The following is a 14964-nucleotide window of genomic DNA, read 5'->3' on the forward strand; positions in this document are numbered from 1 at the left end:
GAATTTTTAGCTAATAATTTTTGGTACAACTGTATTTTATGACGTACGTTACTGCTTGGCTTTTTATCAAAAGAGCATTAACAGTAGCGTACGTTTTTCAGTTGTTATTCATGATTCAACGGTTAAATAGCTAAATCATGAATAACAATTTTATGATTAAAAGTCGCAAAATACGCGACAGAGTAAGGGAAGCTCATGACAGATATGATTGATATGGCTAATATGCCAAAGGGCGCATTGCATGGTATTAAAGTGCTTGATTTATCGAGAGTGTTGGCAGGGCCTTCTTGTACCCAAGTGCTTGCTGATCTTGGTGCCGAAGTCATCAAGGTTGAGCGTCCACATATCGGTGATGAGACACGTCATTGGGCACCGCCAGTATTCAGTGACGATACCTCCGCTTATTACGCTACGATTAACCGCAATAAAAAGTCGCTCACGGTAGATATCACTACGCCGACAGGGCAAACCATCATTAAACAGCTAATCGCTGAGAGTGATATTTTGGTTGAGAACTTCAAAGTCGGTGGTCTAAAAAAATACGGCTTGGATTATGACAGCTTAAAACAAGACAATCCGCGGCTGATTTATGCGTCATTGACAGGCTTTGGGCAGACAGGTCCCGATGCCGAACGCCCCGGCTATGACTATATTATCCAAGGATTGTCAGGGCTGATGAGTATCACGGGTCCAAGCGATGGCGAGCCGCACAAAGTTGGCGTGGCAGTGGTCGATTTGTTTGCAGGTTTACAGTTGACGATTGGTATTCAGGCGGCACTATTGGCGCGTCAAAATACGGGTGTTGGTCAACATGTCGATGTGGCATTGCTCGATAGCGCGCTCGCCATGCTGGCCAATGTCGGTATGAATCATTTGGCTTCAGACAAGATTCCACCAAGACTGGGCAATCAGCATCCTAATATTGTGCCGTATCAAGTGTTTGCTGGCGAGGGCGAGCAGCACTTTATTTTAGCTTGCGGTAATGACAGTCAGTTTGCCAAACTTTGCACCGTGCTCGCAGTCGATTGGCATACCGATGAGCGCTTTGCGACCAATCCACAACGCGTTGCCAACCGCGAACTGCTGTGTAGTGACCTGACTAAGCAATTTGCCAAGCAGCCACGTACTTATTGGCTAGAGGTTTTAGATCAAGCAGGTATTCCATGCGGCGCGATTCATAACGTAGCTGAAGCCCTGGCCATGCCGCAAGCGCAAGCAAGGAATATGATTGTTAATTTCACCGAGCAAGGCAGTCCAGTACGCGCACTTGGTAACCCTATCAAGTTATCCGCATCACCAGTCAGCTATCGCACGCCGCCACCGCAGTTGAGCGAGCATACTGATAGCACACTTGCTAAACTGGGCTATGACAGCGAGATGATCGCAAAGCTAAAAGCCGATGGAATTGTTTAACAGAGTTTTTGGATTATATTTTTTAGACCTGCACCGATATTTAATCCTAACGCTACCTTTCAGCGTTAGGATTAAAGCCTAAATGCTGCTCAATTTGCTCCGCCAATTCAATCAATACTGCACTGACCTCAGCCCGTTTAGACTCATACTCTCCTTGTAAAAAACTTACTGCCATACCAGCAACTGCATTGCCTGATGCGTTACGAATATAAGTGCCCAAGCAGTACATCCCATCGCGCAACTGTCCATCATCGAGAGACACTCGGCTTTCTTGTATCGCTGCAAGCTCAGCGGATAAATCGGTAAAATTCTTGACCCCATGTTGGGTCATCGGCGTCGGAAACGTGTCTTTATACAATGATTTGATACTGTCCATCGACAACGTCGATAGCATGGCTTTGCCTGTCGCCGAAAATACGGCAGGTACGCGAACGCCTGCTCGAAAAGTAAAGCCAAGCGGTGCAGGCGACTCATGACAAGCCAAAAATACCACTTCGCCCAAATCAAGCTTGGACAAGGTAACCGTGTGCTGAAGAAGTACCGGATATTGCATAATCAAATCTTTAAACAACTGCACTACGCCTTGCTGCTGCTCATACTTGCCTGCCCAATACATCAAATATGAACCCAAATAAAAACGGCTTTCAGGGTCTTTGTAAATGACATGCTTGGTCAATAGACTTTGCAAAATATTGTGAGTGGAGCTACGCGGAAGCCCAAGTTCTTTTGCGATATGAGCCGCTGTCAGAGGCTGTGAGCTATCAGTAATCAAGTCCAAAATCTGAAACGTTTTGTCTAGCGCAGGCACGGCAGTCGAGCTCATAAATAACCTATAAAATGAAATAAAAGAAAGAAGTACAAGATAATTTTTAAAATAATGAGATTAAGGGTTGCAAATCGCGACATATCGTTCTTATAATGATGTCTCGTATATAGAATACGTGTTCAGTATATTGAACAAAAAAACAATTATCAATCATTATCTCATGATTACTATTATATCCACTCTTATAAACATACCTATATGACAAGGAGCGTCAACATGTCAAATACGCTACAGTTATCAAATCCAGACCTACTCAAACAATCTTGCTTTATCAAAGACGGCTGGCATGCTGCTAGTGATGAAGCTGTACTTGATGTCAACAACCCTTTTGATGGCGAGCTCATTGGTACTGTACCCAGCCTGACCACAGAAGATGTCAACGAAGCCGTTGCTTATGCTCATGACGTCCAAGCAGATTGGGCAGCAAAAACAGCCAAAGAACGTGCAGAGTTATTGCAAAAATGGGCTGATCTAATCGATGCCAATAAAGAAGATTTGGCTATTATCATGACCGCTGAGCAAGGCAAGCCGCTGACTGAGTCACGTGGTGAGGTAGGTTATGCCAACAGCTTTATCCGTTGGTTCGCCGAAGAAGGCAAACGCGTCTATGGTGATGTGATTCCTGCCAACAGCACACAGCTACGTCATGTCGTTCTTAAGCAGCCAGTTGGTGTTTGCGCCGCTATCACGCCTTGGAATTTCCCAGCTGCGATGATCACGCGCAAAGTTGCTCCTGCACTAGCAGCAGGCTGTACGATTATCGTCAAACCTGCTACCGAGACACCTTACTCTGCATTGGCACTAGGTGTATTGGCAGAGCAAGCGGGTATTCCAGCTGGCGTCATTCAGGTCGTAACCGGTAAGTCTTCTGTCATCGGCGACATCCTAACGGGTGATGCACGCATCCATAAACTATCATTTACAGGCTCTACAGAAGTAGGCCGTACGCTGATGGCACAATGCGCGCCAACTATTAAGAAGCTATCGTTAGAGTTGGGTGGCAATGCGCCGTTTATCGTCTTTGATGATGCCGATCTAGAGAAAGCCGCTGCTGGTTTAATCGCTTCTAAATATCGTAATGCTGGTCAGACCTGTGTCTGTGCCAACCGCGTATACGTTCAAGACAGCATTAAAGATAAATTCTTAGATGTCTTTGTCAAAAAAGTCGCTGAATTAAAAGTAGGTAACGGCTTAGAAGAAGGCGTAGATATCGGTCCTCTTATCAACAAAAAAGCGTTAGATAAAGTTCAAGCCTTGCTAAAAGACGCGCTAGATAAAGGCGCAAAACTGGTCACTGGTGGTAGTGTCAATGACGCTTCAGAACTGACTTATAACCCAACGGTTATCACAGATATTAGTAGTGATATGGACATCGCTTCTGAAGAAATCTTTGGACCAATTGCAACCATCTTTACCTTTAAAGACGAAGCAGAAGTTATCCGTGCTGCTAACGATACTATCTATGGCTTGGCCGCTTACTTCTATAGTAGCGACTATGCCCGCTCATGGCGCGTTACCGAAGGTCTTGAGTACGGCATCATCGGTCACAACACTGGTTTGATTTCTACAGAAGTTGCCCCATTTGGTGGTGTGAAGCAATCTGGCTTTGGCCGTGAAGGCTCAAAATATGGTATCGAAGACTATATCACGACCAAATACTGGTGCTCTGACATTACCTAATAGTTATAACCTAATGAGTTGGCCTAATGGTTAGCAAAGTAACAATTAGCAAAGCATTAACTAGCGCAAGTTTTTAGATATCTATGGTGTTTTGGGTCAACCAAGCACCATTTGATATCTACTAAGTACAAAGACAAACATCAAATAAACCGCCATTCACTAGATGGCACTTATGTTACGAACAAAGAAAAGGACATTCCCATGACGACTACCAATCAATCATTACTTGAGCGCCGCAAAGCTGTCTTACCAACAGGACTTGGGGTTGCCTTTCCTATCTTTGCAGAAAAAGCAAAGAACTCAGAAATCTGGGACATCGAAGGCAAGCGCTATATCGACTTTGTCGGTGGTATCTCAGTATTGAACACCGGTCATAGCCATCCAAAAATCACCCAACGTGTCCATGAGCAGCTAGACAAATTTACGCATACTGCGGCGCAAATGATTAACTACGAATGCTATGTGGATTTGGCTGAAAAGCTATGCGAAAAAGCGCCTATCAGCGGCGATACTAAAGCGTTCTTTTTGACCACTGGCGCAGAAGCCGTTGAAAACTGCATCAAGATTGCTCGTGCTAAAACCCGTCGTCCAGGCGTGATCTCTTTTGTTGGTGGTTGGCATGGTCGTACCATGATGTGTATGAGCCTGACAGGCAAAGTATTGCCATACAAAAAGAACTTTGGCCCGATGCCAGGACCTGTGTTCCATGCGTTGTTCCCTGCAGAAGAGTTGAACGTAACAGAAGCGCAAGCGCTACATAGCCTTGACATGATTTTCCAAGCAGATATCGATCCTAGTGAAGTGGCTGCAATGATCATTGAGCCAGTCCAAGGCGAGGGTGGTTTCCATCAGGTAACGCCTTCATTTGCTAAAGCGTTGCGCGAGATTTGTGATGAGCATGGCATCGTGCTTATTTTTGATGAAGTACAGTGTGGTTTCGCCAGAACCGGTACGTTGTTTGCAGGTGAACAGCTAGGGGTTGAGCCTGATCTAATGACTGCCGCGAAGAGTTTGGCTGGTGGTTATCCTATCTCTGCGGTCATTGGGCGTGCTGACATTATGGATGCGCCGCAAGTCGGTGGCTTGGGCGGTACTTACTCTGGTAACCCATTGGCTTGTGTGGCGGCGCTTGCTGTTATGGAAGTTATTGAAGAAGAGAACTTACTTGAGCGTAGTGTGGTGATTGGTGATACCATCGCCGCGTTCTTAAAAGGCTTGAACCTAAGCAGTATCGGTCATATCCGTTATAAAGGCGCTATGCTAGCGTTTGAATTGATTGATAGCGAAGGCAAACCTGATGCCGCCGCTGCTGCCAATCTAAAAGCAAAATCATTTGAGCAAGGTTTGCTACTAGCGTCTTGTGGTATGTATGGCAATGCCATTCGTGTAATGGTGCCATTGACGGTTGAGGATGAAGTGCTACAAGAAGGCCTTGATATCATCAAAGGTATTCTAACGGCATAAGCAATACTGAGTGTCATTTACTTTAGCGATGGATCGCTTTTAACCAAGCACAGCTAGTTCAAGTACCGATATTGGTTAAAAGATTGTATGAAAGATAACGGCAAGGTTGCCCTTATGACACTCGCTTTGAGTGAGTTTTTCAACGGCGCCTTGCAAGTCAAGACGCCGTTTTTGTTTTTGCTGTTTGAATACTATACCGACGGCAAATACAAGTTTTTCGGCGACGCGACAGACACAACAAACATGATGGGTATGATTCCATGAAACAAAAATAGTGTAACTGTAACAGGTTGACACGGATGACACACAGACAAGGAGTAAGTTATGTCTGAACTAAAGAAATCGTTAGGAACGCTGGATATTATTGCATTAGCATTTGGTGCAATGGTTGGTTGGGGCTGGGTAGTGTTGGCAGGTGGTTGGATTTTATCTGCGGGTACGTGGGGCGCGATGTTGGCGTTCTTGATAGGCGGGCTAGCAGTGATACTGATCGGCGTGACTTATGCTGAGCTTGCTGCCTCTATGCCGATTACTGGTGGCGAGCATACCTATACGCATCGAGCGCTAGGGGTCAATGTCTCCTTTATTTGCTCGTGGAGTATTTTATTCGGTTACTTCTCAGTCGTCGCGTTCGAGGCGGTTGCCTTACCGACAGTCGTAGAATATTTCATTCCTAATTATAACCAAGGGTATCTTTGGACCATTGCTGGGTGGGATGTGTATGCCACTTGGGTGGGCGTCGGAATGCTGGGATCTGTCATCGTCACTTGGCTGAATATACGCGGCATGGAAGTCAGTGCTTGGTTCCAAAAAACGGCCGTATTGGGCATTTTATTCGTTGGTACGTTATTGTTCATCGGTGCGGTCTTGTTCAATCCCGAAACCTCAAACTCGATACAAGCGCCAGCATTCATTGGTGGGGTTGGCGGTATCATGGCAGTGATTGTCATGGTGCCTTTTATGTTTGTCGGTTTTGATGTCATTCCACAAGCGGCAGAAGAGATTGATTTAACTCGGCCCAATATTGGCAAGTTTTTGATTGTCTCTATTGTGGTTGCCGTGCTGTGGTATGTGGGTATCGCTTGGAGCGTCGGCACGACTTTGCCACTTGTCCAAGCAGAGAACTCAACCCTCGCTACTGCTGATGCGATGACCAATGCGTGGCAAGGTAAGTGGGCAGGTATCTTACTGGTTATCGGTGGTGTGCTGGGTATTTTATCAAGCTGGAATGCATTTCTTATCGGTGGTAGTCGCCTGTTGTACGCGATGTCAAAAGCACATATGTTGCCAGCGTTTTTGGGCAAATTGCATCCAAAATACAATACGCCATCAAATGCTATCTTATTGATTGGTGGTTTGGCGACGTTAGCACCATTATTTGGTCGTAAAATGCTGGTTTGGATCGTAGATGCAGGTGGTTTTGGCATCGTCATTGCTTATACCTGTGTGGCGATATCATTCTTAGTATTACGCTATCGTGAGCCTGATATGGTACGTCCATTCAAAATACCCGCAGGTAAACTGGTCGGTATGGTCACGATTGCGCTCAGCATTGGTATGTTGATGCTGTATATGCCAGGTATGCCATCGGCACTGACACCAATCGAGTGGTGGATTTTCTTTGGCTGGACTGTCTTGGGCATCGTGTTATATGGCTATGCGAGAGTGAAATATCCGGGTATTAGTGAGGCAATCATGGCAGAAGAGCTGCGTGAATTAAAAATCGTCAATCAGTTGTGGTTAAAAGACAATCCTCCCAAACGTTAAGCTTGTCGAGCAGAACTTTTAGCCAAATCATCCTTCAAAAAAAGGCCTAACATTCAATGTTAGGCCTTTTGCTATTCTAGAAACCACGCTATTGATTAAGACTTATCACGAATCAACTTATAGTTTAAGAACTCAGTGATGCCAAGGGTGCCAAGCTCACGGCCAAAGCCTGAACGTTTGACGCCGCCAAATGGGGTATTGGCTTCGGTACCAGACGGCGCGTTGATAGTGACCATGCCCACTTCTAATTTATCAGCAATTTCAGCAGCTAGGGCAGCATCTTGCGTTTGGATAGAAGCACCAAGACCAAAAGGCACATCATTAGCAATCTTGATAGCGTGATCGACATCACGAGCCTTGTAGACGACAGCGACAGGACCAAACAACTCTTCACGGTAGACATCCATTGATTCAGTGACATCTGTTAGTACCGCAGGTTTGAACCATGCACCAGGCTTATCTTTTTCCATGCCGCCTTCTACCAATACTGTCGCACCTGCTTGGATAGCACTGTCTAGCTGCGCTTGCAAGTTGACCGCAGCGGCTTTTGATGACATTGGGCCAATAAACGTATCTTCCTTAAGCGGGTCGGCCAAAGTCATGTTACTGACCGCATTGGTAAAGCCTTCAACGAATTTATCATAGACTGATTCGATAACGATTAGACGCTTAGCAGCATTACAGGCTTGTCCAGTATTACCAAAACGACCAGAGATAGCGCCTTGTATCGCTTGCTCAATATCGGCATCGGCTGCAACGATAAAGGCATCGGAGCCGCCAAGCTCCAACACGACTTTTTTGAGTGCGCCGCCTGCTTCTTTTGCGACGGCTTGTCCAGCGCGCTCAGAGCCAGTGAGTGAGATACCTTGTACACGCTTGTCATGAATAATAGTCGCTGCCTGCTCGTTAGTGGCAAAGATATTGTTATAAACACCTTTAGGTACGCCGACCTCTTTGAACATATCAGCGATAACTTCTGCAGTCTTAGGGCATTGAGGCGCGTGCTTTAAGATAATAGTATTACCTGCCATAAAGTTTGGCGCGACAAAACGGGCCACTTGATAATGCGGATAATTCCACGGCATGATACCGAGTAGAACGCCAACAGGACGTTTTTCTACCGAAGCTGATCCTGAGTCAACGTCAATGGTATTCGGCGCGAGTAGCTGCTCAGCATTGTCTGCATAGTAACGATAGATCTCAGCGACCAGACCGATTTCACCCTTGGCTTGTGCAACGGGTTTACCCATCTCACCCGCCACGATACGAGCCAGCTCGTCTTGACGTTCCAGATAGCTATCGGCAATTTTATGCAGTAGTGCACTGCGCTCACTCAATGAGACTTGACGCCAGTCTTGATAGGCGTTGTCAGCCTGCTCGATGACTTGCTGGATGTCTTGTTCAGTGGCGGTAGGGTAAGTGGCTTCTAGTTCGCCAGTGGCTGGATTGTTGATTTGATAATCGCTCATATTTTTTCCTTATTTTTAGCGTGTTTTTGGGTTTAAAATCCATTTTTGGGTTTATGCTTATACTTTCAGTTGCTAATAAGTGCGATTTATTATGGTTCATTCTATGCCAAGCGGCGTGTTTTAGAGTGACGCTTTGGTTACAGGTTGTTGCTGGGTAATACAATGAATATTACCGCCGCCATAGACAATCTCTTTTGTGCGTACTCCCACTACTTGATGCTGCGGAAAGATTTTTTCAAGCTGCTCGATGGCGAGTGCATCATTTATATCATCATATTGCGGTACGATGACCGCGTCATTACAAATCAAAAAGTTGGCATAGGAGGCGATACAAACATCACCCGTTAGGCGAGGTTTGGCATCATGAGATTGATGAGTGTTTACAGTGGTTGATTGTCTTCAGTTGTTTCTGTCGTATCTACATTATCCGTTGTCTTCGATTTTTCTTTGGTTAGCTTTATTTTTGGATTTTTAGCAACAGGCTCAATATTTTTCACAGCGACGTTAAGGGCAGGTTTAGACGCTTTTTTCAGACTGCGTTTGATCCGTCGAACTGCGATAGCATCTGCTTCTGCTTGTTCTTCGGCAAGCGCCGCATCATGTAAGCTTTGATATACTTCAAGCGTCTTTTCAATCATTTCACGCATGGTGAATTTGTTGGTCATTTCAGGGCGCGTCACACTCTCTAGCTGATTTCTAACCGCTTTACAAAGCGCATTGGCATTGTACTTTTTTACCAATCCTTGCGGGTAGAGCGGTTGTAAAATCTCGCTAAAGGCAGCTTGATCCCATCCAATGACTGGCGTACCTAGATGTATGGCTTGTAGGGCATTGATACCGATTGACTCGGGCTCATTGGCAAGTGCCATGACAATATTGGCCGCCGATAGCCATTCTCGCATATCATTACGCTTGCTACCCACATAGGTAATGCGCTCCGCCAGTCCCAAGCTATTGGTACGTTGACGAAAATCTTCATGAGCGACATCGCCGTCTTTATAGTCTTCATCCATAATAATGACGTGAATATTGGGGAACTGCTCTTGCAGGTTACCCAAGATATCTATCAGCCACTCTTGCCCGTACTCGTTACCGATTACGGTTGGGAATACGAGCCATTTTTTGTGCTCAAGCTCAGGGTATTCAGCAAAGGTATGACGTAACCAATAGACCGAAGGATTATGACGATAAGGGTAGCGCCGAGTATCGACACCGCGATAGATACGCGTGATGACTTTGGGATCTACGTCTTCGATGCGCAGTCCTTTTTTTAAGTATTGCGTGACGCTATCAGATACGGTGATTATCGTATCAACATTGAGTAGGGCTTGAGAGTACTTATTAATAGGATAAAACCCATACATGGTCGAGACCAGTTTGGGAAAACGTCTAACGCGAGCACGGCGCAATGCCAAATGCAATATCCATGCAGGGGTACGCGAATGCACATGAATGACATCGGGCTCGTACTTTTCTATCAAATGCCGTAGGGCAGAGACTTGCAATAGCGATAGCCAAGACTTTTTATTCACATGTAGCTGATGGTAAATATTGCCATCACGTTTGAGACGTCTAACCAAGTCGTTGTCTTCATCGGCACTAGAGACAATGATAGAGGTATGCTCATTTTTGACCAATGCTCGCCCAAGATGAAAAATGCCGCGCTCGGATTCATCATGCTTTAGAGACGACAGTAAGCGCATAACTTTCATAATAGCGTTGGTCACCAGTTAGTAATATCAATTTGCTATTGTCAGTTAAAAGCGATTAAAACTCAACCATCAAGATAAAAAGATGAGGTCAGATAGGTATTTTTTAGACTATATAAGCGTAAGACATGGATTAATAAACACCAAAAGCCATTAGCGTCGTTTTTGTAAATGCTCAGCATTGGGCAGTACTTGTTTTTCACTCAAGTATTTCCAGTAGCGCTGCGGGAGATATTGCTTATGCAGCTTAGGATTTTTGCGCTCTTTGATATTGACGTTGGTAAAGTAACCTTGCCAGAACTTTTGATAGCGTTGCTCATCAGGACTATGGATGCTGGCAGGATTGCGTAGTACCGCATCATCGAGATCAGTAATGGTTTGCAGCTTTGCTGGACGTGATGGCGTGCTATTACTTTTATCATAATAGATACCGTAGCCCCGAGTCAGATCATAGATTGCCCAATGTTGATCCTGATAACGCTGCCGAAAGTGCTCTCCGATGAGTGGCAGTACATTAAAATCAGGATCTACACGTGCAAAATAAATATCATCAGTTGTATGCTCAAAACGTACAAATGCTTCCATACGATGTTTTTCACGGCCAACCGATTTGACCGTCTGCACCAGCTCAAGCACGTCCAAATTACCCAAATCCTGCATGATTTGACGATTGGGATAGTCGATGGCGTATTTGACCACGCGGAACAATGTCGTACCGATATCGTCCTTCTCTGATAAAAATCCCCACAAGATATTTCGCATGCCTGAGCGACCCAATAAGGTATTTAATTTGACCAACACACGCTCGGCTTTATCCTCATCAGTTGCCACGCTAGTCGCCTGAGCGATGAGTGATGGTACATAGCAATCTTGAGCGGTGAGCTTTAGTGACATATCGTTTTGTAGACGATTGGCATAGACATAAAACACAGCACTCAGCCAACCTTCAAAGCTAGGCTCATACAGTACAATGCTAGGCGTCAATTGACCGACAGCGTAAGAGTCATTTTGCACAAGTGCTGACATGGTTTGTCCTAAGTGTTTATCGTAAATAACTATTATAAATACAATAGCGAGATAGCAGGTTTTTTAACACATGCTATCTAGAGCCATTTTAAAATAAAGCCAACTGCCCAGTACGTTGATCGTTAAACTTGGTCTGCGTTTGAGCCAGTACATACTGACGGAAGTTATCGCGTGTCAAATGGGCAAGGTGCTCATTTTTGCCAGTGGTTGCGATGAAGTATTTAGCACGGTTGACCGCAGCCCCCATCTTTTTTAGATGGTAGAGCGTCAGTTGATTGAACTTACGTGCTTTGACGATTTTTTTAGCAGTTTTTGTACCGATACCTGGGATACGTACAATCATCTCATAAGTCGCTGTCTGAATATTGACTGGGAAATGCTCGCGATGGCGTATTGCCCAAGCAAGTTTTGGATCGCAGTCTAAATCTAAAAACGGCGACTCCGGCTCCACAATCTCATGCGCGCCAAAACCATAAAAGCGCATTAACCAATCTGCCTGATACAGACGATTCTCTCGTACCATCGGCACAGGCGTTCCAATCGCAGGCAAACGATTGTCAGAGAGCATAGGTACATAACCTGAGTAATAGACCCGCTTGAGATCATACGTTTTGTAAAAGTGACTCGACAGCTGAATTACCTGCAAGTCAGTCTCGTTACTTGCACCAACGATCATTTGACTGGTCTGACCTGCTGGCGTGAACTTAGGCGCTTTTTTATGAGTCTTTCGGCTTTCACGAATGGTGATAATTTCTTCTTTTACCGTCTCCATCGGCGCTTTTAATTGCTCGTGTGATTTTTCTGGTGCAAGTAAAGCCAGTCCTGATTTGGTTGGAATTTCAATATTCACACTCAAGCGATCGGCGTAGAGTCCTGCTTCGAGCAATAGTTCCTTTGACGCGCCGGGGATCGTCTTTAGATGGATGTACCCATTAAAGCGCTCGCGAGTACGCAGGATTTTGGCAACTTCGACCAGTCGCTCCATCGTATAGTCACCACTTTTGAAGATACCAGAGCTGAGAAAGAGACCTTCGATATAATTACGGCGATAAAACTGCATGGTCAAATCGACGACTTCTTCCACACTGAACGCGGCGCGTGGCGTGTCATTACTCTTGCGCGAGGTGCAATAAGCGCAATCATAGATGCAATGATTGGTCAAAAGAATTTTTAGCAAACTGACGCAGCGACCATCTTCGGTATAGCTGTGACAGATACCCGTTGCTGAGGCATCGCCTAGTCCGCCGCCTTGGTTTTTACGAGTACCAGCGGAGGATGAGCAAGAGACATCATATTTGGCAGCATCGGCCAAGATATTGAGTTTGCCCTGTAATCTTTCATAATTGATGTTTGCCATAAGTCGGTTATTACCAATTAATTGATGAAAGACTATTTTACCAAAATTATCGCTAAGTCATTGTATTAATAGGATAATTATAAAAACAACACGACAAATAGTGTCGTATGATTCGTGTCTGATATAGTAAACAGTAGTTTGAGGTTTATTTAAAGGCTAAACTCTGTGGCTTAATATATTCACTTTTTAAGGGTAAATATAGATTTTTTCAAACATTCCAAGAAAGGCTCTTTTAGAGGGATTTTATGCTCAAAAAATTTAAAGAAAAATCAGCGTCTCAAAAGTTCGATACGTTTCTAAATGTCTCGTTTATATCTTTTTTCATTGCACTCAATTTTTTGGAATGGCAGGGTAGAGGTTTTCCGCAGGAGTTGGAGCTACAATACAGTGAAGGCATTATCACTGATACGGGATTTAGTATAGCCTTGCAATCTATCGAAAATCCTAAACAAATAACGCTTTACGGCTGTAGCTATAATGTATTTGGCTTTATTAATACTGGGTCATGTATGGGTCCTACATACCTTGAACCTAGGCTTGGCAAGTACGCAAGAGTTGGTTGGTACTATCAGCCCAATTTTTTAGGCGTATCGAATAATTTACCGCAATTAGTCAGCTTAGACATTAGAGAATCAGAGGAAGATCTGCAAATAACTTACGAAGATACCAAAAACCTAATGTTCGATCAAAACATGATAAGAGTGCTCACTACGTCAATCTTTGGTTTTGGTTTTATCTTTTTTATGACAAAACTTAATAATCTAATTAATCGGCCTATTCTGTATAAAGAAAAATGATCTTCTCTAAAAGCTCAGCTATTTCTGCCACTGCATCAAGCATTTATATCCTAAGCTTAAAGCAGTGCTTTACCACACTCAAAACCAAGCTGCCGACACAAATAAAGGTCTTGTCGACTAGATAGCTAGTCCACAAGACCTTTTACATATTCAGATAGCTGTCAAATAATAATGCGCGACAGTTTGATGTTTATTGAACCTTGGCACGTATGACCACGGTTTTGGCCGCATTGGCATCAAAGTTCACCAAGTTCCATTTCAGACCAGAGTAGTTTTCTTGGACAACCACCGTATTGCCAACCTGCTGAATGGTTTGATAGCTGTCTCCGCCAGTGGTGGCAAGCGTCGGCAGAGGACTATTCAACGAGACTAACTGGACGCCACTTGGTAATGAGATCATGGCGTTAATGTCATTAACCGGCTGTGCTGTGGTGTTTGTATAAGTGGTGTGATACTCGATTACATCGCCTGGAGCAATATGATTGGCAGGAACGGCAACTTCACGTCCATCAGCATTTTTTAGAATTTTCATGACTTTGGTGTTGGCATTGACCACGCCAGGCGTGCTAAAGGTAGGAGTCAGTTGCAACGTATCTAACGTGGTCGTCGTTGTCGTTACTTGATTGGTCACTGGCTGCTGCATAATCACTGGCGGGGTGACGTTGGTTGCGACAGGTAGTACTTGCGTCACGCTGCTGGCAGGCGTGGTAATCACATCTACTTTAGTGACCTTATTGGTAATAGAGTTAGTCACTGGTACGCTAGTAACGGTCGTCGTACCTTGGACAACAGGAGACTGACGCACGACATAGCGTGGCACAGTGGTCACCTGAGTTACCGCGTACGGCATGCCATCTTGCATGGTGATACCGTTTGGCGTTGCCGTAATCGTAGCAGTTTTGCCATCAGAGTATTGCTCGACCACGGTGGTGCTACCGCTCGCAGATGAGCTAATAGCAATCTCAGGGGCAGCATTGGCCGATGATGTGGCCAATGCGATACCTGCTAGCAATACAGACATAGCTGTATTTTTTGCCATAGTTGTTTTAGCAGTTGATGCTTGAAAACCATCATTCATAATCATAAATATCTCCTCAAAAATAATAGTAAGTAATACAACAATAGATAATGCCTAGATAAACAAAACCCCCGCTAAATGACACCAAAAAATATGCCAAATAACGAGGGTAGTAGTGCTGATATTAGCCTATGTATGCGATCAGACCATCATTATTTTTAGTAAAAGCGCCGCAATACTAACTTGTATAAAAGCTAATCAATCTTAACTATTTCTTATTGAATAGACTGAATACTAAAGCTGTGGTGTGCTCAAACTCAAATAATTATGCGCCAAAACAAATCATGGATAAAAGCAGCATTGTGTAACCGAAACGGTATAAATGCTATCTATGTGTAGTACAGCTTTCATCTATGAAATTGAACGGCTAAGTAGTCA

Annotated in this window: 12 protein-coding genes and 1 pseudogene; 6 read left to right on the plus strand and 7 right to left on the minus strand. The window is 44.5% G+C overall.

Annotation, left to right across the window (positions count from 1 at the left end; all coding sequences use genetic code 11):
• Positions 1-204 precede the first annotated feature (204 nt).
• Entirely contained in the window at positions 205-1413 is a 1209-nt protein-coding gene (locus tag JMY00_RS06800) for a CaiB/BaiF CoA-transferase family protein (RefSeq protein ID WP_201579615.1), read from the plus strand.
• Positions 1414-1465: 52 nt separating this feature from the next.
• Here the strand turns inward: JMY00_RS06800 and JMY00_RS06805 are convergent, their stop codons facing one another.
• Positions 1466-2236 (minus strand): IclR family transcriptional regulator, encoded by a 771-nt coding sequence (locus JMY00_RS06805; protein ID WP_201579576.1) that lies wholly within the window; start codon positions 2234-2236, stop codon positions 1466-1468.
• Positions 2237-2455: 219 nt separating this feature from the next.
• On the opposite strand from JMY00_RS06805, the gene JMY00_RS06810 reads away from it, so the two are divergent.
• The 4 genes from JMY00_RS06810 to JMY00_RS06825 all read left to right on the plus strand — a co-directional run bounded on the left by JMY00_RS06810 (position 2456) and on the right by JMY00_RS06825 (position 7150).
• Positions 2456-3919 carry an NAD-dependent succinate-semialdehyde dehydrogenase gene (locus JMY00_RS06810; protein WP_240990679.1) on the plus strand — a complete coding sequence of 488 codons (1464 nt, stop codon included), beginning with the start codon at positions 2456-2458 and terminating at the stop codon, positions 3917-3919.
• 201 nt (positions 3920-4120) lie between these two features.
• On the plus strand, positions 4121-5383 hold the full coding sequence (gene gabT / locus JMY00_RS06815; protein WP_201579578.1) for a 4-aminobutyrate--2-oxoglutarate transaminase: 1263 nt from the start codon (positions 4121-4123) through the stop codon (positions 5381-5383).
• 114 nt (positions 5384-5497) lie between these two features.
• Positions 5498-5647, plus strand: a complete 150-nt coding sequence (locus tag JMY00_RS06820) for a hypothetical protein (RefSeq protein ID WP_166739214.1) — start codon at positions 5498-5500, stop codon at positions 5645-5647.
• Positions 5648-5707: 60 nt separating this feature from the next.
• Entirely contained in the window at positions 5708-7150 is a 1443-nt protein-coding gene (locus tag JMY00_RS06825) for an APC family permease (RefSeq protein WP_102083155.1), read from the plus strand.
• Between the two features lie 95 nt (positions 7151-7245).
• On the opposite strand, the gene JMY00_RS06830 is transcribed toward JMY00_RS06825, so the two are convergent.
• The 5 genes and pseudogenes from JMY00_RS06830 to JMY00_RS06850 form a co-directional block, all read right to left on the minus strand.
• On the minus strand, positions 7246-8619 hold the full coding sequence (locus JMY00_RS06830; protein ID WP_201579579.1) for an NAD-dependent succinate-semialdehyde dehydrogenase: 1374 nt from the start codon (positions 8617-8619) through the stop codon (positions 7246-7248).
• A 120-nt stretch (positions 8620-8739) separates the two neighbouring features.
• Positions 8740-8955, minus strand: a pseudogene (locus JMY00_RS06835) (agmatine deiminase family protein); the annotation flags it as partial.
• A gap of 44 nt (positions 8956-8999) precedes the next feature.
• On the minus strand, positions 9000-10331 hold the full coding sequence (locus JMY00_RS06840) for a glycosyltransferase family 4 protein (RefSeq protein ID WP_201579580.1): 1332 nt from the start codon (positions 10329-10331) through the stop codon (positions 9000-9002).
• A gap of 150 nt (positions 10332-10481) precedes the next feature.
• The gene (locus JMY00_RS06845) at positions 10482-11354 is read right to left on the minus strand and encodes a TIGR03915 family putative DNA repair protein (protein ID WP_201579581.1); all 873 of its coding nucleotides are present in this window, start codon (positions 11352-11354) and stop codon (positions 10482-10484) included.
• Between the two features lie 88 nt (positions 11355-11442).
• Positions 11443-12711, minus strand: a complete 1269-nt coding sequence (locus JMY00_RS06850) for a putative DNA modification/repair radical SAM protein (protein WP_201579582.1) — start codon at positions 12709-12711, stop codon at positions 11443-11445.
• 245 nt (positions 12712-12956) lie between these two features.
• Between JMY00_RS06850 and JMY00_RS06855 the strand changes: the two genes are divergently transcribed.
• Positions 12957-13508 carry a hypothetical protein gene (locus JMY00_RS06855; RefSeq protein ID WP_201579583.1) on the plus strand — a complete coding sequence of 184 codons (552 nt, stop codon included), beginning with the start codon at positions 12957-12959 and terminating at the stop codon, positions 13506-13508.
• 190 nt (positions 13509-13698) lie between these two features.
• On the opposite strand, the gene JMY00_RS06860 is transcribed toward JMY00_RS06855, so the two are convergent.
• Positions 13699-14592 (minus strand): hypothetical protein, encoded by an 894-nt coding sequence (locus JMY00_RS06860; RefSeq protein ID WP_240990681.1) that lies wholly within the window; start codon positions 14590-14592, stop codon positions 13699-13701.
• Positions 14593-14964: the final 372 nt, after the last annotated feature.

The sequence above is a fragment of the Psychrobacter sp. Pi2-52 genome (assembly GCF_904846705.1).
Classification (GTDB): domain Bacteria; phylum Pseudomonadota; class Gammaproteobacteria; order Pseudomonadales; family Moraxellaceae; genus Psychrobacter.